The sequence below is a fragment of the Chryseobacterium sp. G0162 genome (genome assembly GCF_003815715.1).
Classification (GTDB): Bacteria; Bacteroidota; Bacteroidia; order Flavobacteriales; family Weeksellaceae; genus Chryseobacterium.
The window spans coordinates 454,118-479,149 of sequence record NZ_CP033922.1 but is presented as its reverse complement, the minus strand read 5'-3'; the positions used below and the strand labels follow the sequence as shown (position 1 = coordinate 479,149).

At 36.3% G+C, this 25,032-nt stretch carries 18 protein-coding genes and 4 tRNA genes; 18 read left to right on the top strand and 4 right to left on the bottom strand.

The window, feature by feature from the left end; translation table 11 throughout:
* Positions 1-2 precede the first annotated feature (2 nt).
* From EG344_RS02300 to EG344_RS02285, 4 genes are all read left to right on the top strand, one after another.
* Positions 3-1,061 (top strand): HlyD family secretion protein, encoded by a 1,059-nt coding sequence (locus tag EG344_RS02300; RefSeq protein ID WP_123908093.1) that lies wholly within the window; start codon positions 3-5, stop codon positions 1,059-1,061.
* Positions 1,061-2,653, top strand: a complete 1,593-nt coding sequence (locus tag EG344_RS02295; protein WP_123908092.1) for a beta-carotene 15,15'-monooxygenase — start codon at positions 1,061-1,063, stop codon at positions 2,651-2,653. The genes EG344_RS02300 and EG344_RS02295 overlap by 1 nt, the downstream gene beginning before the upstream one ends.
* A 181-nt stretch (positions 2,654-2,834) precedes the next feature.
* Positions 2,835-3,836, top strand: a complete 1,002-nt coding sequence (locus EG344_RS02290; protein WP_123908091.1) for a GlxA family transcriptional regulator — start codon at positions 2,835-2,837, stop codon at positions 3,834-3,836.
* A 117-nt stretch (positions 3,837-3,953) separates the two neighbouring features.
* Positions 3,954-4,559, top strand: a complete 606-nt coding sequence (locus EG344_RS02285; RefSeq protein WP_228412840.1) for a DJ-1/PfpI family protein — start codon at positions 3,954-3,956, stop codon at positions 4,557-4,559.
* Positions 4,560-4,738: 179 nt separating this feature from the next.
* Here EG344_RS02285 and EG344_RS02280 read toward each other — a convergent pair whose 3' ends face one another.
* Positions 4,739-5,773: a S66 peptidase family protein gene (locus tag EG344_RS02280; RefSeq protein WP_123908089.1), complete on the bottom strand. Its 1,035-nt coding sequence runs from the start codon at positions 5,771-5,773 to the stop codon at positions 4,739-4,741.
* A gap of 395 nt (positions 5,774-6,168) precedes the next feature.
* Here EG344_RS02280 and EG344_RS02275 point away from each other — a divergent pair.
* The 9 genes from EG344_RS02275 (at position 6,169) to EG344_RS02235 (ending at position 12,187) form a co-directional block, all read left to right on the top strand.
* Positions 6,169-6,241, top strand: a tRNA-Lys gene (locus EG344_RS02275).
* Between the two features lie 69 nt (positions 6,242-6,310).
* Positions 6,311-6,383: transfer RNA gene (locus tag EG344_RS02270), tRNA-Lys, on the top strand.
* Positions 6,384-6,452: 69 nt separating this feature from the next.
* A tRNA-Lys gene (locus tag EG344_RS02265) sits at positions 6,453-6,528 on the top strand.
* A gap of 244 nt (positions 6,529-6,772) precedes the next feature.
* Positions 6,773-7,840, top strand: coding sequence for a glycosyltransferase family 2 protein (locus EG344_RS02260; RefSeq protein WP_123908088.1), 1,068 nt, complete (start codon positions 6,773-6,775; stop codon positions 7,838-7,840).
* Positions 7,841-8,006: 166 nt separating this feature from the next.
* Positions 8,007-8,489 (top strand): T9SS type A sorting domain-containing protein, encoded by a 483-nt coding sequence (locus tag EG344_RS02255; RefSeq protein WP_123908087.1) that lies wholly within the window; start codon positions 8,007-8,009, stop codon positions 8,487-8,489.
* A 19-nt stretch (positions 8,490-8,508) separates the two neighbouring features.
* Positions 8,509-9,966 (top strand): collagen-like protein, encoded by a 1,458-nt coding sequence (locus tag EG344_RS02250; protein WP_123908086.1) that lies wholly within the window; start codon positions 8,509-8,511, stop codon positions 9,964-9,966.
* A 116-nt stretch (positions 9,967-10,082) separates the two neighbouring features.
* Positions 10,083-10,886, top strand: a complete 804-nt coding sequence (locus EG344_RS02245; RefSeq protein ID WP_123908085.1) for a helix-turn-helix domain-containing protein — start codon at positions 10,083-10,085, stop codon at positions 10,884-10,886.
* Positions 10,887-11,136: 250 nt separating this feature from the next.
* Entirely contained in the window at positions 11,137-11,838 is a 702-nt protein-coding gene (locus EG344_RS02240; protein ID WP_185145582.1) for a DAPG hydrolase family protein, read from the top strand.
* Between the two features lie 273 nt (positions 11,839-12,111).
* A tRNA-Lys gene (locus EG344_RS02235) sits at positions 12,112-12,187 on the top strand.
* Positions 12,188-12,223: 36 nt separating this feature from the next.
* Here EG344_RS02235 and EG344_RS02230 read toward each other — a convergent pair.
* Complete coding sequence (locus EG344_RS02230) at positions 12,224-12,706, bottom strand: GNAT family N-acetyltransferase (RefSeq protein WP_123908084.1); 483 nt, start codon at positions 12,704-12,706, stop codon at positions 12,224-12,226.
* 398 nt (positions 12,707-13,104) lie between these two features.
* On the opposite strand from EG344_RS02230, the gene EG344_RS02225 reads away from it, so the two are divergent.
* Together EG344_RS02225 and EG344_RS02220 are read left to right on the top strand one after the other, a co-directional pair.
* On the top strand, positions 13,105-14,535 hold the full coding sequence (locus EG344_RS02225) for a tetratricopeptide repeat protein (protein WP_123908083.1): 1,431 nt from the start codon (positions 13,105-13,107) through the stop codon (positions 14,533-14,535).
* A gap of 118 nt (positions 14,536-14,653) precedes the next feature.
* Positions 14,654-16,075 carry a tetratricopeptide repeat protein gene (locus tag EG344_RS02220; protein WP_123908082.1) on the top strand — a complete coding sequence of 474 codons (1,422 nt, stop codon included), beginning with the start codon at positions 14,654-14,656 and terminating at the stop codon, positions 16,073-16,075.
* Positions 16,076-17,031: 956 nt separating this feature from the next.
* Here EG344_RS02220 and EG344_RS02215 read toward each other — a convergent pair.
* Positions 17,032-18,198 carry an FAD-dependent oxidoreductase gene (locus EG344_RS02215; protein WP_123908081.1) on the bottom strand — a complete coding sequence of 389 codons (1,167 nt, stop codon included), beginning with the start codon at positions 18,196-18,198 and terminating at the stop codon, positions 17,032-17,034.
* 25 nt (positions 18,199-18,223) lie between these two features.
* On the bottom strand, positions 18,224-18,979 hold the full coding sequence (locus tag EG344_RS02210) for a helix-turn-helix domain-containing protein (RefSeq protein ID WP_123908080.1): 756 nt from the start codon (positions 18,977-18,979) through the stop codon (positions 18,224-18,226).
* Between the two features lie 282 nt (positions 18,980-19,261).
* Here EG344_RS02210 and EG344_RS02205 point away from each other — a divergent pair, with 282 nt between their 5' ends.
* Genes EG344_RS02205 through EG344_RS02195 form a run of 3 tightly spaced genes read left to right on the top strand, consistent with a single transcriptional unit; the run spans position 19,262 to position 24,972 of the window.
* A complete protein-coding gene (locus EG344_RS02205; protein WP_123908079.1) occupies positions 19,262-20,410 on the top strand; it encodes an efflux RND transporter periplasmic adaptor subunit in 1,149 nt (382 codons plus the stop codon).
* Between the two features lie 5 nt (positions 20,411-20,415).
* Positions 20,416-23,580, top strand: a complete 3,165-nt coding sequence (locus EG344_RS02200) for an efflux RND transporter permease subunit (protein WP_123908078.1) — start codon at positions 20,416-20,418, stop codon at positions 23,578-23,580.
* Between the two features lie 3 nt (positions 23,581-23,583).
* Complete coding sequence (locus EG344_RS02195) at positions 23,584-24,972, top strand: TolC family protein (protein WP_123908077.1); 1,389 nt, start codon at positions 23,584-23,586, stop codon at positions 24,970-24,972.
* Positions 24,973-25,032 lie beyond the last annotated feature (60 nt).

The window sequence follows — 25,032 nt, the reverse complement described above, 5'->3', positions numbered from 1 at the left end:
CAATGAAAAAAAAATATACCCCTACCGATAGGCTGATCACAAAGATCACAGGATGGATTTCAGTTTTAATCGTTGCCGCACTTGCTGTTTGGGGCGGTTTTACCCTAAAAAATTATTACAGATATGAGCAGACCAATGACGCTCAGATTCAGGAATATGTGAATCCGGTTATTTCAAGGGCTGGCGGTTTCATCGTGGCTGTAAAATTTGAGGAAAATCAGGAAGTTAAAAAAGGAGATACTCTTTTATTGATTGATAACCGTGAGTATGTTCTTCAGCAAAAACAAACTCAGGCAGCCCTTCAGAAAGCCCGTGCACAGCTAAAAGTTTTACAGAGTAATACGGGGACCACAGAGAAAGAAGCTGCAGCTGCACAGGCACAGGTAGATGCCAGTAAGGCAAAAGTCTGGAAACAACAGCTTGATTACAACCGTTATAAAAAGCTTTACGATGAAGAATCGGCTACAAAACAGAGACTTGAAGATGTGAAAGCAACCCTGGATGTGAATGAAAGTGATTATCAATCGTCTAAGGATAATTATGCGGCTTCTGTATCTAAAATTAATGATATTCAGGCTGAAAAAACAGTGGTACAGGCTGAAATTGCAAGACTGGAAGCTTTATTAGACCGTCATAAATTAGATGTAAGCTATACCGCAGTAGTTGCTTCTTATGATGGAAGAATGGGAAGACGAACCGTTGAAGTAGGGCAGATGATTGATGCGGGAGAAACGCTGGCATTCATTGTTAATAATGAAACCGATAAATGGGTGGTTGCGAATTACAAGGAAACCCAAATCAAGGATATGAAAATTGGAGATCAGGTGAAAATTGTTGCAGACTCTTATCCTGACAAAGAATTTCAAGGAACTATTATTTCATTATCACCGGCTACAGGCTCCAGTTTTTCATTATTGCCGCCTGATAACTCCACGGGGAACTATGTGAAAATTGTGCAGCGTATTCCTGTGAGAATCAGAGTGGATGGAAAAAGAAGAGATATAGATATTCTCAAAATGGGAATGAATGTGAACGTGTATGCCCATAAAAAGCATTCCTAATGGCTAAAAGACAAATGCCTTTTTTTAAAAGATGGGTGCCGGAATGGCTGGTGAAAATTATTCTTTTCTCCATGACTTTACCGGGAATTATCATCTTCTTCCTGCCGCTGACCAATATTAATGCCGCAGCAGGATATTACGGAAGCGAACCTGCTGATATTCAGTTTTCAGTAGCATTATTCTATGCCGGATATGTTGGGTTTTACTGTCTGGAAAGAAGATTTTTTAGTTTTCTGGCGGCGAAGGAGTATTTTCTTTTATTTACCACTTTACAGATTATAGCTTGTCTTATATGTTACTTTACCCGCGAAGTTTACGTTCTTTTTCCTACACGTTTTATCCAGGGAATGTTGTTTGCGGGGAATGTCAATCTTTCATTAACTCTCATTTTTACCCGGTTGAGCAGTGAAAGAGGGCGGGAAATCAGTTTTTCCGTATTTTTTGGAATTCTGATCTGTGCTTTACCCTTTAATAATCTGATTACAACAGACCTTATAGACTCTTATAATTTTAATATCGTTTATAAAACTGCCATCTTTTCATATCTGCCAGGTCTTATTTTTCTAACATTGGCCATGACGAATTACAGACCTAATGTGAGATTTCATTTGTATAAACTGGATTGGCAGAGCTTTGTGGTTTTCAGTATTATTTTGGTGTTGGTAGGATATATAACCATTTTCGGACAGGAATATTATTGGCTGGAAGATAGCCGGATTTTAGGAAGTATAATAGGCATCATTGTATTGGTAGGAATATCGATTTTCCGTCAGCGTTCGATTAAAAGACCTTATATAGACCTCCGGATTTTCAAATACAGAAATTTTAAAGTAGGATTGTTGATTCTCTTCGTCATGTACATTTGCCGTTTCGCATCAGGAATTACAAACAGCTTTTTTGCATCAGAACTGCATTTGGATCCGTTTTATATCTCTTATATTAATGTTTTTAATCTTTCTGGATTAATCGTTGGAGTCATCATTGCCTGTTGTATGGTTTTACAGAAAAAAAGAATACAATATATCTGGGGACCGGGCTTTTTGATGTTGCTGCTGTTTCATGCATTGATGTATTATTCCTTTGATGTACAGGCTGATGAATTCAATTATTATATACCATTATTTCTTCAAGGATTAGGGGTGGGATTAATTATGGTTCCAACGATTATTTTCATTATATCATCAGTTCCTGCTTCTATTGGTCCATCTGCTGCTGCAACAGCATTAGCGATCCGTTATTTTGGCTTCTGTGCCAGTATCGCATTGATCAATTTTTTTGAACTTTTCGAAAAAAGCCGTCACTACAATGCCTTTCAGGATCATATAACGGCGGTTGATCCTTTTGTAAAAGACTTCCTTCATAAACAAACCTCTAAACTTACTGCGAAAGGTATGCTTGAGGACCATGCGGTAAAAGCTTCCAATAAATTATTGGTAGGAAGATTAAATGTTCAGAATCATGTACGTTTTGCTATGGATTATTACGAAATGATGGTCTGGCTGTTAGCAGGTGTTTTACTGTTGATTATTCTTTTTCCCTATCTGAACCGTACCGCACTTTATTTGAAATCCCGCAGGTTATCTCCTGCATAAATATTTAGTTTAAAAGTATAGCTTATTAGCTAATTTTATAGTGAGAGTGCTGAGACTGTCTTTTAAGGCAGTCTCTTTTTTTGTTCAGGAAGGTAAAAACATAAAATGGCCGAAACTGTCTGTTATTTGTCATTGCAGCCATGTATCATTCTCAGTACATTTGTAGTATACAGATTGATACATGGAAAATGCAGGAAAATATTCAGGAATAAAAAATATAGCAATTTTGGTCTTGCCCCAGGTCCAGTTGTTGGATGTTGCCGGTCCCTGCGATGTATTCACAGCAGCCAATTTCTTTTTGACGGATACCCAATATGGTTTAAAATATCAGGTCCGTCTGATATCCGGCACTTCAGATAAAATAATTTATTCCGGTTCGGGAATTCCTTTAATCTGCAGTTATACCATTTATGATATAGATTTTCCGATAGATACTTTGTTGGTTGCGGGTACTGATTTGAGCACATTAGATGCCGTTAATCCTGAAATTTATGGTTATTTACAAAATATAATGGGAGAAGTAAGACGGTTAGGATCAGTATGTGTAGGTGCATTTATTTTAGCGAAAGCTGGGTTGCTGACGGGAAAACAAGTGACAACCCACTGGAAATATGCTGATATTCTACAGCGGACTTATCCTGATCTGAACGTCAATATCAATCCTTTTTTTATCTGTGATCAGGGAATATACACTTCAGGAGGCGTTTCTTCCGGAATAGATCTGGCACTAGCTTTATTGGAAGAAGATTTTGGAAAACCAATAGCTTCTGAGGTGGCAAAACATCTCGTTTTGCATTTAAAAAGACCTGGAGTGCAGTCTCAGTTTGGAAATGCTATTTCCGATTATGGAACATTGTCTCCGCTCACCAAGGAAATCAGGGATTTGCTTAAAGATAAGCTCGGGCAGGTCATCAGTATAGAATTTATGGCAGAATCTGTACATATGAGTGTCCGTAATTTCTCCAGAGTATTTTTGAAAGAATCAGGAATGACTCCCGGTAAGTTTCTTGAAAAAATGAGACTGGATCAGGCTAAAAATATGTTGGAATATACAGAAATGAGTATCGATATGATTGCTGAAAAGTGTGGTTTTGGTACTGTAGTTTCTCTTCGGCGGTTATTTTTGAAATATCTCTTTATTTCTCCGTCACAATACCGGAAAACATCTAAAGAAACAATGTAATTCTTTTACTTTTTTAATTTTTAAAGCTGATAATCAATGGTCAGCGAGGAAAACTGTGCCCTTATTTAAACTATTAATTTTTTAGAATATTATATGAATCAACAAAAGAACAAGACAATGAATGTAGCATTTCTGATTTATGATCAGGTAGAAGCCCTTGATCTGAATGGTCCATTGGATGTATTTATTAAGGCGAATGTAATCGCTGAAGGAAGCTATAACTGTTATACTGTTGGAAAAACTAAAGACGCCGTATTTATGGAAGCAAATACGATGGCAATCATTCCAACATATACTATACAAACAGCTCCCCAACCGGATATGATTGTCATACCGGGTGCCAATCCGGACCGTGTGATGGAATATCTGCAGGATGATGGCTTTCAGAAAACGGTGATGCAATGGGTAAAAGATTTGTATCATAAGGGAACTACTGTTTTCACTGTCTGTACAGGAAGTATGCATTTATCTAAAACGGGCATTTTAGATCATCATGAAATTACGACCCATTCTATGTTGCTGGATACTTTAGAGCAACATAACCCGAAGAGTACGGTGAAAAGAAATGTGCGTTTTGTCGATCAGGACCAGTTGATTACTACAGCGGGAATAACAGCAGGAATAGATGCTGCGTTATATTTGGTTGAAAAACATCATGGGAAAGAATTGGTAGATACTATTGTGTCGCTTTTTGAATATCAGCAGAAGGAGTTTAGGCACTAATGTTACAAATTATTAGGTATTTTATTATTTAAAAATGATTTGGATAATAGTAGAATATAAACCTATCATGTAATGAAGATTAAAAATCTGCGTAATCTGTGAAATCTGCGTGAGATTCTAAATTAAGAAGTTTCGGCGGGCCTTTGGCCCGTCGAAACTGTTTTATAAAAAATAAGCCTTTACAGAACTCCGCTTTCCAATATAGAAAAAGTCTTATCTACACAATTAATTTCTGCCAATCTTCCATAAGGAATGGTAAAAGTAGGGCAGGTGTGGCCAAAATCCATTTGTGTAATGACGGGTAAATCATATAAGCCCTCTTCATCTAATACTTTTAATAATTCTATTTCATATTCTTCAGCATACAGATTGTCATAAGGTCTTCCGAAAATAATTCCTTTGGCATTTTTCAGAATTCCGGTTGCGGCATAATTCCGAAGCCAGTATCTGAAATAATCAGGGTGTGGCTTCCCTTCTGATGTTTCAAAAAACAGGATGCAGTTTTTCCAGACTTCGGCATCTGGCCAATATTCGGTTCCTTTAAGCATTTCCAATACTTCCATACAACCACCAATCAATGGTCCCTGAACGATAGAATTTCCTCTGATAAAACGCCAGCCTGATGGTGGGGTCAGTTTTCTTTTTATTTCCTGTAAGGAAACATCAAACCAATCGAGGAATTCAGTAGTCCAGCCTTCTGGGTTCGGATGAATTTGTCCAATAATAGAAGGAGAGAACAGTGTTTGTCTGATATCATTGATTTGGTAATCATGCATCATTACATTTTCTGCAAAACCAACCAATAGGGAAGTACCGTAAAATGAGCTTAGACCTGCTTTGAGGCATATGAAATGGGTAATAGTACTGTCGGAAAACCCAAGAAATATTTTAGGATTATTTTTAATGATATCAAGATCAATGTATTTCAGCATCCGTATACTGTCATCTCCACCAATATTTGAGATAATGGCTTTTATGGCAGGATCTGAAAATGCTTCCATAAGGTCATTAGCTCTCGCTTCCGGATTTTTATAGATCCATTGCGCAGATTGTAGTGCATGTTTAGTTTCGGTAACTTCCAGATTAAAAACCTGATTCAGTCGTTTTTTACCTTTTAAATATCGGTGTGGCAGTTCGCCGGCAGCACCCCATGACATGGAAATGCTTGCCACTTTATCACCATCAACTAATCTGTTGGGAGTAATTAATTTCATAAATATTGACTTATAAAGCAGAAAGCTATGATTGATAAAGGTTTATTTTGTTGGAAAACTAAACCCATCATGAATCTCTATGACCATTTTGTTCAAAAATAGAACATCTTTATAAGAAATCCAATGAACAGTAATAGAAAAGAGAATAAAGTGGATTTTATTGGGGTCTTAATCGATACAGATCCTAATAGAAATTGCCAGCGATTTCAATAAGCAGTACCATATTGTATTTTTTTGAAAAAAAATAATTTTCATAATTAATTTATAAACAGATATTTGCCGGTTAGGAGCAAAATTTTATGATAAAAAAGCGTTATAAATCTTGGATTTAAAAGAGATTTTTCTATCTTTGCAGTCCCTTAAACAAAGGGATTTACTTAAAAAAGTAAGTGGCCGACTCGGTAGCTCAGCTGGTAGAGCAATACACTTTTAATGTATGGGTCCTGGGTTCGAATCCCAGCCGGGTCACAAACAAAAAAACTCCTGTTTTAGTGGTTTTTATTTAAGAAAAATATTTACTTGAAAAAGTAAGTGGCCGACTCGGTAGCTCAGCTGGTAGAGCAATACACTTTTAATGTATGGGTCCTGGGTTCGAATCCCAGCCGGGTCACAAACAAAAAAACTCCTGTTTTAGTAGTTTTTATTTAAGAAAAATATTTACTTGAAAAAGTAAGTGACCGACTCGGTAGCTCAGCTGGTAGAGCAATACACTTTTAATGTATGGGTCCTGGGTTCGAATCCCAGCCGGGTCACCAATACAAAGAACTACTGTTTCAGTAGTTCTTTTTTTGTTTGGTCAATTATTTTGGTGAACATATACATTTTTACTTCCTCTTATTATTTGTTTTTATCTCTTTGATATGTATCATCCTGAATACAGACAGATGCTTTGGAGTATATTTCAAGAGTTTAGAGTGCTATTTTCAATAAGAATTCCTATTCATTAATATCTACAATTAATACTAGTATATTTATATCCATAAAAATTACTAGAAGTCCATGAAAATAAGTTTGTGCTTAATTGTTAAAAATGAGGAAAAAGTTTTAAGCAGATGTTTGGAAAGTGCAGTAAGATTTGCAGATGAAATTATTGTTGTAGATACAGGATCTACCGATAAAACTAAAGAAATTGCTGGAAAATTTACAGATAAAATTTTTGATTTTGAGTGGATTAGTGATTTTTCGGCTGCACGTAATTTTGCATTCTCTAAAGCGGTTATGGACTATCAGATGTGGCTAGACGCAGATGATGTTATACCTGAAAAATCAGTTAAGGAAATTAATGAATTGAAGAAAAGACTGAATGGTGATGTTGAGATTGTTACTATGAAATACGTTTTGTCATTTGATCAAAATGGTCATCCAGCTTTTTATTCCACCCGTGAAAGATTATTCAAAAAAAACAAAAATTATCAATGGATTGACCCTGTTCACGAATGTATCCCTTTAGTGGGCAATATACACTATACTGATATTGAAATTTGGCATAAAAAAGCAGAATCCGGAGTCATATCAACAAGAAATATTGATATATATAGAGCTTTAGAGCAAAGTGGAAAAGAGTTTTCTGCAAGACAGCTGTATTACTATGCAAGAGAATTGAAAGACCACAATGAAACAGCTAAAGCAATAACTTTTTTTGAAAAATTTTTAGCATCCGGAGCAGGCTGGATAGAAGATGTGATTAGCTGTTGCCATCAATTAGCCATTGAATATAAAAATAATAACATCAAAGAAAAAGTTCTGCCCACTTTACTAAAAAGTTTTGAATATGATATTCCTAGACCGGAAATCTGTTGTGAATTAGGCTATTATTATAAAGATAAGCAAGATTATCATCAGGCTTTTAAATGGTTTGATATGGCGACAAGATTACCAATATCTCATTCAGTAGGTTTTGTATTTTCTGATTACTTTGGATATATTCCTAATGTTGAAGCTTGTGTCTGTTTATCTTTTTTAGGAGAATATAAAAAAGCTAATGAATACAATGAAAAAGCAGCTCTTTCAAGACCAGACTGTCCTTCTGTAAGGCAAAATAGAGATTATTTAAAAGAACTTATATAGTTGTTTTAAGAATCAAAAATAAAATGTAGAAACTATTAATGATAAAATGAGTAAAGAATAGGCTATATCACTATTGGTATATTTATATTTTTAATCATATATTAATATAGTTGTCATAATATAGTTATATATTTGAATAACTAATAAACATATACATCAATGTGATATGAAAACTACATTTTTTACACTTTCATTGTTTCTTATTAGCTTCTCTATTCAGATTTCTGCACAGGAAACTTTAAATACCAGTGGTAATAATATGTCTGGTAGTACGGGCAATGTCACAGCTACTGTTGGTCAAAGCTTTTATGAAACAATATCTTCTCCTGCAGGAAGTATTGCCGCTGGTGTTCAGCAGTCTTATGAAATTGTGCCTACATTAGGAGTTGACATTACTGAAATCAATTTGAGTCTCAATATTTTCCCCAATCCGACAACAGATATTCTTAATTTGAAAGTGGGATTTAAAGATTACAATAAATATCGCTATGAGCTTTTTGATAGCAGTGGTAAATTACTGACAAGTCAGCCTATCACTCAACCACAAACTCAAATTACAATGACGTCTTATCCTGCTTCGGTTTATTTATTAAAAATATCAAGAGAGGGAAAAAATATCAAAATTTTTAAGGTTATAAAAAACAAATAAACTATAAAACTAATTACCTATGAAAAAGCTTTCCATTCTAGCAGCCTCTTTAGCTTCTGCTGTAATGTTCTCGCAAGTGCAGGATGCAATGAGCTACCAGGCTATTATTAGAAATTCAAGTAATCAATTGGTAAGTAACCAGAATGTAGGAATGAAGTTTTCTATATTGAAAGGCTCAACAACTGGAACTGTAGTATACTCAGAAACTCAAACTCAATCTACCAATATTAATGGTTTAGTAACTGTAAGAATTGGTGCAGGTACCTTGGTTAGTGGCTCGTATTCCACAATTAATTGGGGATCCGATATTTACTTTATAAAAATAGAAACAGATCCTAATGGAGCAAATAATTATACCATAACAGGAATATCTCAATTATTAAGTGTTCCTTATGCTTTATATGCGAAAACTTCAGGAAGTTCTATTCCTGGCCCTCAAGGTATTCAGGGAGTTACCGGTCCAACAGGACCTGTAGGTGCTCAAGGATTAATAGGTGCTACTGGTGCCACTGGCGCTCAGGGGATACAGGGTATTCAGGGAGTTACCGGCCCAACGGGTCCTGTAGGTGCTCAAGGATTAATAGGCGCTACTGGTGGCACAGGTGCTCAGGGGATACAAGGTATTCAGGGAATTACGGGTCCAACAGGAGCTGTAGGAGCCCAGGGATTAATTGGAGCTACTGGTGCCACAGGTGCTCAGGGGATACAAGGTATTCAGGGAATTACGGGTCCAACAGGAGCTGTAGGAGCCCAGGGATTAATTGGAGCTACCGGTGTCACTGGCGCTCAGGGGATACAAGGTATTCAGGGAGTTACCGGCCCAACGGGTCCTGTAGGTGCTCAAGGATTAATAGGCGCTACTGGTGCCACAGGTGCTCAAGGGATACAAGGTATTCAGGGAATTACGGGTCCAACGGGACCTGTAGGCGCTCAGGGATTAATAGGAGTTACTGGGGCTGGTTTTTCTAATGGAACAGCCGGCGGACAAATTATTTTGACTAATTCAGCTGCACCTTTTGCACCGGGAACTCCTGTAAATATGAGTGGGGACGCCACAATAAATACTTCCGGAGTATTAACTATTGGAGCTAATAAAATAACTACAACTAAGATTGCAGATGCCTCTGTTACAGTCGCCAAGATATCTACAACTTCAGGTACTGCAAGTTCTTCGACTTATCTTAGAGGTGATGGAACCTGGGCTGCACCAAGTAGTGGCGGGGCACAACTGTTAACAGGAACTGCGACTGCAACAATGCCGGCTGCGGGTAATGCTGGGTCATTTACAATTACAGTCAATGGAGCTGCGGTAGGAGATGCAGTTATTGTAAACCCAACAGGTAATATTCCAGCAGGAGATTATCCGCCAATCTTTACCCCTAAAGTAACTTCTGCAAATACCATAACTGTTTATGTATATGACGCCGGCTCTGCCGGGGGTTCATCTTTTTCTTTCAAAGCTACAGTGATTAAATAATGTGATATTAAATCTTTTATCAATAATAAAGAACTATTGTTTCAGTAGTTCTTTATTGTTTTATTCCAATCTTGTAGTCCCGTATATTTGTATAACATTATAAATTGAACGCGGATATGAAATTCATTCATCAGATCGATCCATCGAAATTTACCTTTTTTGAATTCCAAAACTGCCCGGATACCTATATGGAGAGTTCTCAACGGACCCATCTTTTTGAAATGATGTGGTTTAGAAATGATCGCAATTCGATAAATAATGGTCACTGTATATATCTTATTCCTCTATATCGTTCTGAAAAAATAAATTTTGAAGGAAAGAAGGGATGTGTGATTGCTTTCAAAAGGGACTATCTGGAAGAAGACAATAAAGAATTTGCACTGGATGTTTTCAATCTTTTCAATATACATGGGCAGTATACCAGCCTTCATTTGGATGAGGATGTTGTAGAAATACTTCAGTACCTCAGTATATTGATTGAAAAAGAATACCAGAATTCAAGGGGTAGCTATTTGGTTTTAAAATCCTTACTGAAAGTCTTTCTCCTGAATTTAATCCGTGCCAGTCAACACTATTTTTTAAACCAGGATATCCATCAGAAAAGAGTTTATCAGTTCATTATGCTGATGGATGAACATTACAAAATTGAACGGAAGGCAGAATTTTACGCTTCAAAAATAGGGGTGAGCGAAAAAAGAATCAACCAGATTCTAAAGGAAAAAATGAATAAGACCCTTACTCAACTACTGCATGAACGAGTAGTTGTAGAGGCAGATAGGATGTTGATTTCCGGAGAGCTCACAATAAAAGAAATTGCATTTGATCTTCATTTTGATGATCCGGCTTATTTTTCCCGGTTTTATAAAAAACAAACAGGACAAACTCCTGAGGAATTCAAGAAACGTAATGCCTGTTTGTAAAAGCAGTTAGATTTTCATCTTTTTAAATTCATTTTATGCTTTATACATGAGATTGGTAATCTTATGACAAAACATTTCCAAATTGTACAGATCGATTAGGAAATAGTACAATAACCTGAGTATCCTACTGAGTTAAATTTGTACAACAATCAAAGGGGTAAGAAGTGCATGGTGAAAGAATCAAAATAATTTCAACCTGCTTCCCGGCTGTTCGATTGAAAGTTCAGATAATGTAATTAAAATATCAAGTATGAAACCAACAAAGGAAACTGAAGAACTAATGTTCAGGGATATTAATACACTTTTATCTCCTAAACCCATAGCCCTTGAAGCTGGGATCAGGAGACTCGAGAACGGAATGCTCCATATTGCAATGAGAAATGTTCTGCATAACTGCAAAGGAAAAATGCTGGATTGGTGGTTCAAGTATTTTGAAACAACAGCAGATCTTAAACTATGGCATCCTCATGACCATGTGGAACATGGCGGTTGGGACAGAAAATGGATCAAAAATGAAAATTATATTGGGGCTACCATACATGCTACAGAGTCTTTAGGGGATATTCCACCTGTACCTGCGACGATAAAATTCCACGATCCGGCAGAGATTTTTGATGCTGATATTTTAAAGCAAGCCTATGCTGATAAAGCAGTGAGTGCGGTGGTTTATGCTAGAATAGGTTTTGGTAAAGATACTCTTATAGATACCAATGGTGATCCTATTGATGGTTATATGTTCCATGTAGTCAGAGATACGGGACAAGGATGTACATTGAGAAGTCATTTTTATCTTGGAGCATTAATAGCAGACAGTGAAAACCCGTTATCGGATGAAGTAGGATTCGGACTGATGGAACATTGCTATAGTGAATTTACCTATCTTGCTCAGGTTCTTCCTTCTCTTTATTACGCTGAAAATAAAAATGGAGACAAAGCCCCGCTTCTTTGGTAATCATGGTAAAAACATGTTCCTAATATGTTAAAACAGTAAAATTATTACAATGCGACATGAAAAATTTTCATGTTGCATTTTATTGATAAACATTTATTTATCAGTCTCTTGTATGGTAGGCTTTATTTAAGACAGTAAAAACAGTATTGGTCCTTCTAATGGAGAATAGCGAAATTTTAGATAAAAAAGCTTTAGAAGACTTGGATTCAAAGGATATTTTTCTATCTTTGCAGTCCCTTAAATAAAGGGATTTACTTGAAAAAGTAAGGGGCCGACTCGGTAGCTCAGCTGGTAGAGCAATACACTTTTAATGTATGGGTCCTGGGTTCGAATCCCAGCCGGGTCACCAATAAAAAGAACTACATTTTTGTAGTTCTTTTTTGTTTTATACAATGTATTTCATGACAATAATATGGGAAGTGTTCGTATCATTTTTATCATTAATTTCTTTAAACCCATTCTTTTTGTATAGCTGGTAAGCAGAGTGATTTTTAGGAGCGACTTCTAAGGCTATTTCAGTGATGGTAAATTTCTTTTTGGCTTCCTGAATAACTGATTGTACTAAGCCGGAACCTATGCTTTTTCCCTGAAACCCCTTTTTTACATACATCTGGTAGATATTTCCGGAATTGTCTTCATTTTTAACAAAAGTACAAAGGCCAATAAGGGTATGATCTGCAAAAGCTCCAAAGACAAACTTTTCAGGAGTTTGATTTTCAATATCAATTTCCATTCTGAGTTTCTTTGTATTCAGCGCTTCCTGATAACTGGTTTCAAAAGAGTCGGGGAACTGTTCTAGGCTTTCCAGCCGGATGTTTCGGTATAGGGTGCTCTCATGGGATAAAAGTTTTCGATATATTATATTCATGATTAATTTTTTGGATGATAAAGGTAGAGTTAATTTTCTTTAACTGCATAAATTGATTAGAGTGAGGTTATATTGGTTTTAAATAAAAATGGAATAAAATTCATCATTTAAGTGGAATTAAAGTGTAAAATGTTTCGTTTTAACCTGTCTTATAGTAAGAAATAAATCGGTATTATTTTTCACCTTAGGATCTGTGGGAGATTATGATTTTATATGAAAATTGATGATATAAATTATGTATATTTATAAAATGGATTGGTAAAAATATCAATTTGAAGATCGTTTTATGAATCCATTAAGTGATGGGTAAATATGGGAATTGAAGTGGGCAGAAAGAGAGAAATTAAAAATCGATCGTTATTAAAAAAAATAAAACATATACAATAATCTTACGAAAGATGATGATTTGTGTTATAAGCATAAGTCTGCTGTTGTATATGGTTTCCTGTAGTACAGATCCGCAGGATAAAGAGAAGGAAGCCTTTGATGTGGCTTTGATCAATAAAAGTTCAGATCTGCAGCTTTCCGGAGAATATGAAGCACTTATTGAACTCAATATTGAATATTTGAAAAAGGCCACCAAAATGGGGTATAAAGAAGGAATAGGCCTTTGTTACCTTAATATGGCAGAGGTAAATGTATCTGCAGGAAACTATGAAAATGCACTGTTTTTTTTTAATAAAGCGAAAAAAGACCTGGAAAATTCCCCCAATAGTTTCCATAAAGCTGCATTTTATGATGATTATAGCCAATATTATTCTCATCTTAAATTATATGATAAAGCTATAGCATGTAATAACAAAGCATTCTTATACCTGAAAGAAGCAAAGGATTCTGAGCTTAAAAAAAAGCTTTTTTCCAGACTATTCATCAATAAAGGGATTCAATATGCATGGAAAGGCTGGTATGGAACATCACTGAAATCTTTTCTGAAAGGGAATGAATTAGAAAACTCAGCATATAGCAACTGTATGGTAGCCCAGTATTATCTGTTCAGACATCAGCCGGATTCTGCAGGAGTCTATATTATAAGGTCAGAAGAAAAGATGTTCAGTCAAAAAACAAGCGATGCAGAATCTCTCTGGGTATACTATACCATGGGATATTATTATAATGAAATTAATAATAATGACCAGGCAGAAAAAGCGCTTAAAAAAGCACTGGAAATTAATATAAAAACAAGACGTACTTATTCTTCGCATATCAATAATGTGTACAAATCTCTCGCAGAACTTTATAAAAAGAAAGATGATGGCGGTAAAGCTTATTATTACCTTAAAAAATATATGGAAGAGGAGGGACGTCTGGATGTAGCCCGATTAAATACCATGAATAAAGCAACAGAAAGCTTCATCTCTGAAATGAAGCCGGAAACCGACTGGCATAGAAGTGATTTACCTTTAGCCATTGCCTTATCCATCACGATACTTACAGTCTCAGGAATATTTGTTCAGAAAACTATTCAGTCTCAGAAGTTAAAAAAGAAAGCTTTAAAGGAAGAAACCGAGGAATTGAAAAACCATGTTAAAATAAAAATGCTGGAAGATGTTAATGAGCTTGCCAGAAGAAATGATTCCTCATTTCTGATGAAGTTTAAAGAACTGTATCCGGATTTTATAAACACCCTTTTAAAGATCAATCCAGATCTTGAGAATTCTGAACTGTCATTTTGTGCCATGCTGAAACTTCATTTTTCATCTAAAGAAATTGCAGATTATACCTTTGTTCAACACAGATCTGTTCAACAAAAAAAATACAGGATTAGGAAAAGACTGAATATTCCGGGAGAAGAAGATATTTATGATTTTTTCGATAAAATAGGTAATTAAAGAATCATGATGAGTTTATATTGAAAGATGATTTAAAGAAAATGTAATATTGTAAATTCGGGAAGCTCCGTTTTAAATCTTAATTTATACAAAAATTCAGTTAAAGGGAAAAAGCATTATGATACGCGCTCTTCTTTTTATATTATTGCTTCTTTTCATTTCCTGTAGCCCTGATTCCAGTAAATATGAAAAGAGTTTTGATATTCCCCTGATGAAGCAGAATGAAGAATTTCGGCTTGCGGGTGAATATGACTCCTTGGTTAACCTCAATAAAAAATACTACAAAAAAGCACAGGAAATAGGATATGAAGACGGTAAGGCGTTATGTTATATTAACTTAGCCAGAGTTAATATGTCGCTGGAGAATTACCGGAAATCCAATATTCTTTTTAATAGTGCTAAAGAAATTTTGAAAGACTCAGACAATCCTTTACACAAGGCTATGTTTTATAATATTTATAGCAGATTCAATGCAGAACTGAGAAGAGTAGATAAAGCATTTGAGTACAATAATGAGGCATTAAGTAATATTGAAAAAAGCAAAAAGTCTGAATTAAAAAAGACGGTTCTTTATTATATTTATCTGCAGCAGGGAGACTATTATATACAAAAAAAGAAGCCTAAAGAAGCTTTGGAATATTTTCATAAAGCAAGAATGCTGGATAACACCGGAATTGCAGATTGTGTAATAAGTGATTATGTTTACAATCATAAGAATAAAGACTCGGCTTATAAGTACATAACAAGAGCTTATCATACCATGAGTATGAACAAAAAAGATGATGCTATAGCGCTTAATATTCACACGGTTATGGGTGAGTATTATGTTGCTTATGGTGAATATGATAAGGCAGAAAAAGAATTTTTGAAGGCTTTGGAAATCGATAAGAAGACCCGGCGCATTTTTGCACAGTATACCAAATATATTTACAATGATCTTAGGTCTTTATATGCATCTACTGGAGATCAAGAAAAAGCTTATTTTTATCTGAAAGCCTATACAGAGGCTAAAAATAAGACCAATACAGCTTTGCTAGCTAGCATTAACCACGATATGAAATCTTTTATTTCAGAGGACAAAAATGATACTGAAAATCATAGAAGTAAGATGCAGTGGGTTGTTTTTCTGTCTTTTGCCGGGCTCTCGTTGTTGGCTATGTATGCATGGAGAATCATCAATACATTAAGAAAAAGAAAAGCGGATCTGAAATCAGAGGCTGAAAATCTGAAGATCAGGATTAATGATAACAGACAGGAGGAAATTATGGAGATGGCCAAGAGGAATGATCCTGAGTTTCTTTCTTGTTTTAAAGAAGTTTATCCGGGATATATAGATCAGCTTTTAGCTATTAATCCCAACCTTGAAAACTCAGAATTGATTTTTTGTGCTATGTTGAAACTGCATTTCAGTTCTAAAGAAATTGCGAATTATACCCTTGTTCAGCATAGAACTATTCAGCAGAAGAAATACAGAATCCGAAAAAAAATGAATATCCCTACAGAAACAGATATTTATGTTTTCTTTGATAATATCAAATGATCGCTAAACGTTCCCTTATTTATAAGGTATTTCAGTAGTAAGAAAGTATTTATCCTGACCTTGAAGATTTTGAGGTGGAGTTCTATGTTCTGTTTAAGCTTTTCTTACGAGGTAATTATATTTTTATTCAGTGTCCTACAATTTGGCGAAAAATATAAAATCCGGAAAAGATTCAATATTATCATCAGTACTTAATACTTACCTTTTTTGATCATGTTGATGCATAAAAAAACTGCCTGATTCATCATATCAGACAGTATTCGAAATATTTTTTTTCGCCACTCAGGTTTCTTTGTGGTCTCTTGATTCAAATTTGAATAAATTTCGTTAAATAATAAAAAATAGGTCTACTACATGAATACTACAGTTAATTATTTTGAATTTAATACATTGATAATTAATGTTTTGTATTTTAGTGCTAATATTTTTGAATTTGAATACCATCAGCAACATGTAGTCTTATATAGACCCTATATTGAGGGGTATTTAAGAAATGTTTTCTATGTATTTTTTACACTTTTTTTCTGCATATTCTGATTTTAAGCAATAGACTTCTTTTTTCTGGGTGTATTTAATTTATTGATTTTTAATATTTTGTTTTGGTGATGTATTTGTGTAGTAGGTTAATTTTTTACTTTTTTAGATTTAAAATATAGATTTGTAGGTAAGTTAGATAAGAGATTATTTCATCTCAATTGATAAGGGAAGATCGTGAATAATATTTACAGTGTAGAGGTACAATTTTTTTATAAAATTCTTAAATCATTTCTTTACTCTGTGAACATGACAATCATAATGAATACTAAAAAATAAACACCAATATATGAATCCAAAAAACACAGATGAATCTCCGAAATCAGGATCTTAAGGAGAGAGAAAATATTTATTTTTTAGAGGGAAAAATGGCTGTTTCAAATGAAGCAGCCTTTTTCATTACTATAAATGAAATAATAGAATCAAGAAGCAGGAGTATGTCCGTTAAAGAACTCCAACATGGTTGCTAATGATGTTTCAGAATGCATCCGCTCTCCGTTTTCAAGAGATTCCTTTGTTGCAGCGGCAGCTCGGTTACGCATATTGGTTTCATAATGGAAAATAGCTTCCTGCAAAGTAGTATAGTGGTGATCTGTTAGATGTTCACTCAGTTCCAGAGCATCAAGCATTGCCATGTTGGCGCCTTCTCCTGCAAAGGGAGGCATAACATGAGCGGCATCACCCATTAAGGTTATATTGGATTTTGTTTCCCAAGACTGATCCAAAGGCATGAAGTAAATAGGACGGGGAATGAAAGGAACAGTAGCTTTTTCAAATAGTTCATACCATATTGCATTCCATTCCGGATATTCTGTCTTAAACCATTGAAGAACCGCAGTATTATCGGAGAGATTCAGCCCGGTAATAGCTGCCCAGTTTTCATCAGCTTTAAAGCTTGCGTAAAAACCGAGATCACCGTTCCCTTTCTGACCCATCAATATATTTTTGGAGTTCCCAAAAGCCATTATTTTTCCACCGTTAATCAATGCATTGATGCGAGGGGCATGCTCTTTCGAAATAATTCCTTCCAGCATAATCACTCCTGAATAAACAGGTTTGTTATTGGTGAGATAAGACCGGATTTTGGAATGAGCTCCGTCCGCTGCAATCACCAGATCAGCATAGGCAGAGGTTCCGTTTTTAAAATGAAGCAGCCACCCTTCATTTTTAGGTTCCATTGATATAAAATGACTGTCCCATACTACGGTGTTCGGCTGAAGAGATTCCAGCAGCATATTTCTCAATGGACCACGGTCTATTTCGGGACGGAAATGCTCAGCTCCGAAATCCTCTTCCGGCTTGGTATCATGATCACTGAAAAGGATTTCTGCCTGTTCATTCACAATAAGCATTTTATCGGCACCCGGACGGTATGTGTTTTTAAATTCTTCTAGCAGCTCAGCTTTACGTAAGGCCGCCAACCCCGAATCTTCGTGCATATCAAGTGGCGAACCCTGTACACGGGCTTCTTTATTAAAATCTCTTTCATATACTTTTACATTGGCATTTTTCAGCTGTAAAAGTCTGGCCAGTGTAAGTCCTGCAGGACCACCACCAACGATAGCTATTGATATATTGTCTATCAGCATTGTATTTGAATTTTACAGGACAAAATTACAGTCCTTTCAGCACGGATAATAGTATAAATCGGTCGTTTTTATTTTTTGATAATTCTTTCGGAGCCACTCCTGAAAATTTTTTGACTTCTTTAATAAAATGATTTTGATCCGTATAATTAAGTTCCGGAAATAATTGACCTTGTGCAATATGTTCCAAAGAAGCTCTGAAACGTAAAATCGTAGAATAGGCCTTTAGGGATAATCCCAGTTGTTTCGTAAAATAACGATTGATCTGTCTGCTGCTCCAACCCACTTTTTCAGAAAGTTCATTCACACTCATTTCGCCTTTTGATGTATAGATCAGCTCAAAAAGTTTATGTTTTCTCTCGTCCGTTTTTTGAGGAATCAGCTCCTGTATTTTTTGTATGGCTTTGGTGCAGCAAAGTTCAAAATCCTGTAAGTCATCAGCTTTAAAGCCCCAGAAATCATTAGGAAGTTCTTTTGCTGTATTTAATACGTCAGCAATGGTTGTATTTAAAATATATTCCACAGCGATAGGTCTAAAACTCACTACAAAAGCCTGGGTATGTGGCTGGATCTGTCTTTGTTCAGGATAAGTTTCCAATCCGATGAGAGCAACGTGAAAGGGCTCTGAAGGCGATTGCATAAAAAATAAATCAACCCTTCCATCCGGAATGATAACGACTTCTTTTGCTTCATCCGACTGGTTATGGAATGTTCCCAGATTTTCTACAAAATCTACGATGCTTAGATCTGGCTCAATGAAATGAAACTGGAAATCATTATCCATATCTTGATTTTTAATGAATTAAATTACAAAAATAGGCCTAATCTCTGATAAACTATTTGAAGAATAGTTTTTTTAATGTTGAAAAGAAGAGTTATTATAAAAGTATATTGTATTGATAAGAGTTGGTAGTTGTTTTATCAATATTATTTTATTAGATATATGTATTTTTTAATTAAAATTTAAAATTTTCTTTAAGAAATAACCTGTTAAAATCTTATTTTTATATATATGAAATAAAACAGGAATGTCCCTCTTATTCCCGTTTTAGCCAATTACATCAATATGAAAAAAAGCTGCTATATCCTTTTTATTCTGGTTATACTGTTGTCTTGTAGTAAAAAGAAACTCCAGAAAACCCCGGAGATACAAAGTTATCAGGTATTGACTTTAACCCCTGGAGAAGTTACTGTTTATAATGATTTTCCAACATCTATACAGGGACAGAATGTCGTGGAGATCAAACCTATGGTGTCCGGATATCTTCAGGATATTTATGTTCCGGAAGGAGCTTCCGTCACCAAGGGGCAATTATTGTTTCGAATTAAAAACCCTCAGTATGAGCAGGATATTATTACTGCAAAGGCTGCTATAAAAATTGCTGAAGCCAATGTGAATGCTGCAAGGATGAACGTAGAAAAGGCCAAACCTCTGGTACAGCAGGAAATTGTAAGTAAATATGAACTGAGTTCGGCACAGTATACTCTGCAATCCCAAGAAGCTGCGCTCTCGCAGGCAAAGGCTACTCTTGCCAATGCTCAAACCAATCAGGGATATACCTACATCAGAAGTCCCCAAAGTGGAACAATTGGTCTGATTCCTTATAAAATTGGAGCTTTGGTAAGCAGTACTACTGCAGATCCACTGACCACACTTTCCAACACCTCAAACATATTTGCTTATTTTTCATTAAGTGAAAAGCAGCTGCTGAGTTTTATGAATAGCATGAAAGGCCGTACCACAGCAGAAAAGCTCAATAATATGCCGCTTATTACCTTAGTGTTGGCAGATGGAACGATATATCCGGAAAAAGGAAAGATGGAAACAGCCAGTGGCGGAATCGATAGCAGTACCGGAACCGCTACTTTTAAAGTGATATTTAATAATAAACTGGGAATTATTCAGAATGGAGCGAGTGCTACGATCAGGATACCTGTTAATTTGGATAATGCTTTATTGATTCCACAGACTGCAGTGTATCAGATGCAGGATAAATCTTTTGTTTATAAAGTAATGAGTGGGAATAGGGTCATGAGTGAAGCTGTAACTACTTCACCTACAGATGATGGTAATTTTGTTGTGATTAACAGTGGGGTAAAAGCAGGAGATAAGCTTGTTCTTAACGGGCTTAATATCAGTGATAGTACAGTAATTAAACCTACACCTGCCAATGCCGCTGAAATCTACCGTACTATGAAACTCAAATCAAACTGATTGCCATGCTGAAATTATTTATACGAAGACCGGTACTCAGTACGGTGATTTCTGTAATCATCGTTGTATTAGGGATTTTAGGGATCAGTGGTTTACCGGTAGCTCAATATCCCAATATTGCACCTCCTACCATCCAGGTTTCGGCATCTTACCCCGGAGCCAATACTACTACACTTATTAATAGTGTGGTTTTTCCACTTGAACAGCAGATTAATGGGGTAGAGGGAATGACCTATATGACTTCTTCTGCCAGTAACACAGGTTCTGCCAGCATCAGTGTTTATTTTGCGGTAGGGGTGGATCCTAACCAGGCTGCGGTGGATGTGCAGAACAGGATCAGTACCATTCTTTCCAAATTGCCTCAGGCAGTAACACAGGCTGGAGTTACGGTTAGAAAACAACAGAGCAGTAATGTGTTGATATTAGGACTGTTCAGTGAAAGGGCACAATACGATCAGAAATTTCTGCAGAATTATGCGGCAATTAACCTCGTTCCCCAATTACAGAGAGCCAATGGTGTAGCAGGAGCCAATGTTTTTGGTGGAGCCATGACGTATGCTATGCGGATCTGGTTACAGCCGGATAAGATGGCCGCTTACGGATTGGTTCCTTCTGATGTAACAACTGCCTTGAATGCTCAGAACTTTAATGCTGCACCGGGTAAGATAGGAGATAACCTGGCGCAGGCATTTCAATATGATATTACCTATTCAGGGACTTTGTCTTCTTTAGAACAGTTTCAGAATGTTATCGTTAAATCTATAGGAAACGGACAGTATCTTTATCTGAAAGATATTGCACGTATTGATTTGGGTACACAAACTTATACCAGTGCTACTGCCATTAATGGTAAACCTGCTGTTGCTATTGCTATCAGCCAGACTCCGGGCTCCAATGCACAGGAGGTTATTATAGGGGCTCAGAAGGTAATGGCAGATGCCGCTAAGAGTTTTCCGTCAGGAATCAAAACAATAGAACTTGTAAATATTAATAATTTCCTTAGTGAAAGTATTTCCAAGGTACTGCATACGCTGGTAGAATGTTTTTTATTGGTATTTCTTGTGATTCTTATTTTTTTACAGGATGTACGCTCTACAATTATCCATGGTGTATCGGTTCCGGTATCTATTATAGGAACATTCTTTTTTCTGTATTTATTCGGATATAGTCTTAATCTACTTACTCTGTTTGCCCTTGTTTTGGCAATTGGGATTGTGGTGGACGATGCTGTGGTAGTTGTAGAAGCGGTTCATAGTAAACTTGAGCATGGCTATACTTCTCCACGTAAAGCGGCAATTGATGCTATGGGAGAAATTGCTCCGGCTATTGTTTCCATTACCTTGGTAATGGCATCCGTATTTTTGCCAGTAACTTTCCTTGGAGGATCGGCAGGGGTTTTCTATAAACAATTTGGAATTACCCTGGCAGTAGCGATTATGATTTCAGCCGTAAATGCACTTACTTTAAGTCCTGCTTTGGCGGCTATGTTTCTTCGTCCACCCAAACACAATGAAAAAGAAGAAAAGAAAAGCTTCCTGCAAAAAGCTAAGACTGGTTTTAATTCAAATTATGATAAGCTGATCAATAAGTACATGAAAGCGGTCAGTTTTCTGATCAGAAGAAAATGGCTGACTATTGGACTCGTGATATGTTTTGGAGGTCTTTTTTACTTTACGATTAAAAGTGTCGCTTCCAGTTTTGTTCCTTCGGAGGATATGGGAACTGTGTTTGTGAATGTTACCCTTCCGGCAGCTGCTACTAAAGAACGAGTGCAGGGAATTAATAGTCAGATAGACCGTATTGCTCATACCATTCCTCAGATCCAGGCATCGATGACTACTTTAGGACAAAATCAGCTGGGCGGAAGCGGTAGTTCTTATGGAATGCTAATTCTAAGGCTTACACCCTGGAGTGAGCGTCCTGGAGTTACGGATAAAGATGTCATACAGCAGTTGACTGAGAAAACAAAACATATACAGGGAGCTTCCATCAATTTTATGCAGCAGCCTACGATAAGTGGTTTTGGAACAAGTGGTGGATTTACTTTCCAGATTGAAGACCGTGGTGGACATAGCATCAATGATTTTTTTGGAGTGGCTCAAAAATTTCTGGCAGAACTTAATAAAAGAAGTGAAATTCAATATGCTGCTACAGCATTTAATCCGAATTTTCCGCAGTATGAAGTGGATGTGAATGTAGCCAAGTGTGAAGATAATGGAATACAGCCATCAGACATTCTGAATCTTATGAATGTATACTACGGAAGTTCCTATATCAGCAATTTCACCGAATTCGGGCAACAGTATCAGATCATTCTTCAGGCGGATAATCCTTACAGGGGAACCGTTGAACAGATGAACAATATCAAAATAAGAACGAAAAGCGGAACGATGAGCCCTATTTCTGAGTACATCACCATGAAAAAAGTATACGGGCCTTCTTCTGTATCAAGGTTTAATATGTACAATGCTATTTCCGTGAGTGGTTCACCCAATAACGGCTACAGCACCGGGCAGGCTATGGAAGCCATCAATCAGGTGGCTGAGCAAAGTCTCCCTCCGGGATATAGTTTTGAATACAGTGGAATTAGTAAGGAAGAGCAAAGTTCAGGATCACAGGCCGTTGTTATATTTCTGTTAAGCCTTTGCTTTGTTTACCTTCTTTTAAGTGCGCTATATGAAAGTTATATTCTGCCGTTGGCTGTTATTCTTTCTTTACCTGTAGGATTAAGCGGAATTTTTGTATTTGCCAAATTATTTGGAATTGATAATAATATTTATGTGCAGATCAGTATGATTATGTTGATCGGGCTTTTGGCTAAAAATGCCATTTTAATGGTAGAACTTTCACTGGAAAAAAGACATGAAGGAATGAGTTTGTTTGATAGTGCGCTGGCAGGAGCAAAAATAAGAATCCGGCCTATTTTAATGACTTCACTGGCTTTTATTTTTGGATTAATGCCTTTGATGTTTTCAACAGGAGTGGGAGCCAATGGAAACAAGTCCATAGGAATAGGTTCCATTGGCGGAATGCTGTTCGGAACCTTGTTGGGAATATTTGTAATTCCCGGATTGTATGTGATTTTCCAGGGATTGCAGGAGAAAGCAGGAACGAATAAATATGATGAAAACGATGAGCTGATTGTTGAAAATAAAAATAATCTATCGTAAAGTATGATACATTGGTCAAAACAATATAACCATTTTGTGCAGGCTGCATTTTTATCAGTGATGCTTTTTAGTTGTGATGTTACTAAGCCCTATGCTAATAATCAGGTTGTTCCGGATGGTCTATACGGAGATGCAGTAACAGATTCCAACAACAATATGGCAACACTGTCATGGAAAGAAATTTTTAAAGATCCTTTGTTGCAAGAGCTTATTACTGAGGGGATTTCTAATAATCTGGATCTGAAAACAGCAGCTGCTAATCTTAAAGCGGCAGAAGCGAATTTTGTACAAAGTAAACAGGCATTTTTGCCATCTTTGTCAGGGAATGCTTCTGCCGGAGCTTATGATCCGGCCAGTGCTCAGGCTTCTGCTTCCCAGGTGTATCAGCTGTATGCGCTTTCATCCTGGCAGGTAGATGTTTGGGGTAAGTTGAGAAGTACAAAAAGATCTATGTATGCTGCTTATCTTGGCAGTGAAGCTTACCGGCAGGCAGTGCAGACACAGCTTGTAGCTAACATAGCAGCCACATATTATCAGTTGCTGGCTTATGATGAACAGTTGAACATTGTACAACAGTCTCTGGAGGTATATTCCAAAGACACGGAAACAATGAAGATTCTGAAAAACAGTAATGTAGTAACAGGAGCGGCTGTAGTACAAAGTGCAGCTAATTATTATGCGGTAAAATCTACAGTACCTGATATTAAAAATAATATTCGTCAGGCAGAAAATACACTTTGTTTACTACTGGGAAGAGCACCCGGATCTATAAAGAGAGATTCATTGTTTAGTGAACAGGTTTATAGTGAACTCTCAATTGGAGTTCCTGCTCAATTATTGGCTAACAGACCTGATGTGAAGGAGGCTGAGCTGCAGTTGAGAAGCAATTTCGAACAGGTTAATGTGGCAAGAACAGCTTTTTATCCTGCATTGACCATAACAGGACAGTCCGGGTTATATGCGACACAGCTAAAATCATTTTTCAATGCCGGTGCTTTCTTTGCCAATATTGTAGGTGGATTAACTCAGCCCATTTTTAATAACGGACTGAATAAACAGAAATTAAAAGTTGCTCAGGCTAATTATGAAGCTTCAGAATACAATTACAGGAAAGTGTTATTAACAGCAGGGCAGGAAGTTTCGAATGCTCTTTATCAGTATCAGATGGTGGATGAAAAAGCAATCTCCAGAAAGGAGCAGATTGCCAACCTTGAAAAGGCAGTATATTTTACAAAAGAATTATTGAAATATACAAGTGCAACCAATTATACAGATGTTCTTACTTCAGAGCAAAGCCTTTTAAGTGCAAGACAAAATGCTGTTACAGATAAGTTGCAACAGCTTCAGGCATTGGTTAATCTTTACGCAGCTTTAGGCGGAGGCTGGAAATAATTGAACATTCATAAAACTATATAGATACATAGGTTTTAAGAATTTTAAATTAATTTATTC

Excerpts from the sequence above, each read along its gene's own strand:
- EG344_RS02300 (WP_123908093.1), top strand. The coding sequence starts at position 3 with ATGAAAAAAAAATATACCCCTACCGATAGGCTGATCACAAAGATCACA.
- EG344_RS02295 (WP_123908092.1), top strand. The coding sequence starts at position 1,061 with ATGGCTAAAAGACAAATGCCTTTTTTTAAAAGATGGGTGCCGGAATGG.
- EG344_RS02290 (WP_123908091.1), top strand. The coding sequence starts at position 2,835 with ATGGAAAATGCAGGAAAATATTCAGGAATAAAAAATATAGCAATTTTG.
- EG344_RS02285 (WP_228412840.1), top strand. The coding sequence starts at position 3,954 with ATGAATGTAGCATTTCTGATTTATGATCAGGTAGAAGCCCTTGATCTG.
- EG344_RS02280 (WP_123908089.1), bottom strand. The coding sequence starts at position 5,773 with ATGAAATTAATTACTCCCAACAGATTAGTTGATGGTGATAAAGTGGCA.
- EG344_RS02260 (WP_123908088.1), top strand. The coding sequence starts at position 6,773 with ATGAAAATAAGTTTGTGCTTAATTGTTAAAAATGAGGAAAAAGTTTTA.
- EG344_RS02255 (WP_123908087.1), top strand. The coding sequence starts at position 8,007 with ATGAAAACTACATTTTTTACACTTTCATTGTTTCTTATTAGCTTCTCT.
- EG344_RS02250 (WP_123908086.1), top strand. The coding sequence starts at position 8,509 with ATGAAAAAGCTTTCCATTCTAGCAGCCTCTTTAGCTTCTGCTGTAATG.
- EG344_RS02245 (WP_123908085.1), top strand. The coding sequence starts at position 10,083 with ATGAAATTCATTCATCAGATCGATCCATCGAAATTTACCTTTTTTGAA.
- EG344_RS02240 (WP_185145582.1), top strand. The coding sequence starts at position 11,137 with ATGAAACCAACAAAGGAAACTGAAGAACTAATGTTCAGGGATATTAAT.
- EG344_RS02230 (WP_123908084.1), bottom strand. The coding sequence starts at position 12,706 with ATGAATATAATATATCGAAAACTTTTATCCCATGAGAGCACCCTATAC.
- EG344_RS02225 (WP_123908083.1), top strand. The coding sequence starts at position 13,105 with ATGATGATTTGTGTTATAAGCATAAGTCTGCTGTTGTATATGGTTTCC.
- EG344_RS02220 (WP_123908082.1), top strand. The coding sequence starts at position 14,654 with ATGATACGCGCTCTTCTTTTTATATTATTGCTTCTTTTCATTTCCTGT.
- EG344_RS02215 (WP_123908081.1), bottom strand. The coding sequence starts at position 18,198 with ATGCTGATAGACAATATATCAATAGCTATCGTTGGTGGTGGTCCTGCA.
- EG344_RS02210 (WP_123908080.1), bottom strand. The coding sequence starts at position 18,979 with ATGGATAATGATTTCCAGTTTCATTTCATTGAGCCAGATCTAAGCATC.
- EG344_RS02205 (WP_123908079.1), top strand. The coding sequence starts at position 19,262 with ATGAAAAAAAGCTGCTATATCCTTTTTATTCTGGTTATACTGTTGTCT.
- EG344_RS02200 (WP_123908078.1), top strand. The coding sequence starts at position 20,416 with ATGCTGAAATTATTTATACGAAGACCGGTACTCAGTACGGTGATTTCT.
- EG344_RS02195 (WP_123908077.1), top strand. The coding sequence starts at position 23,584 with ATGATACATTGGTCAAAACAATATAACCATTTTGTGCAGGCTGCATTT.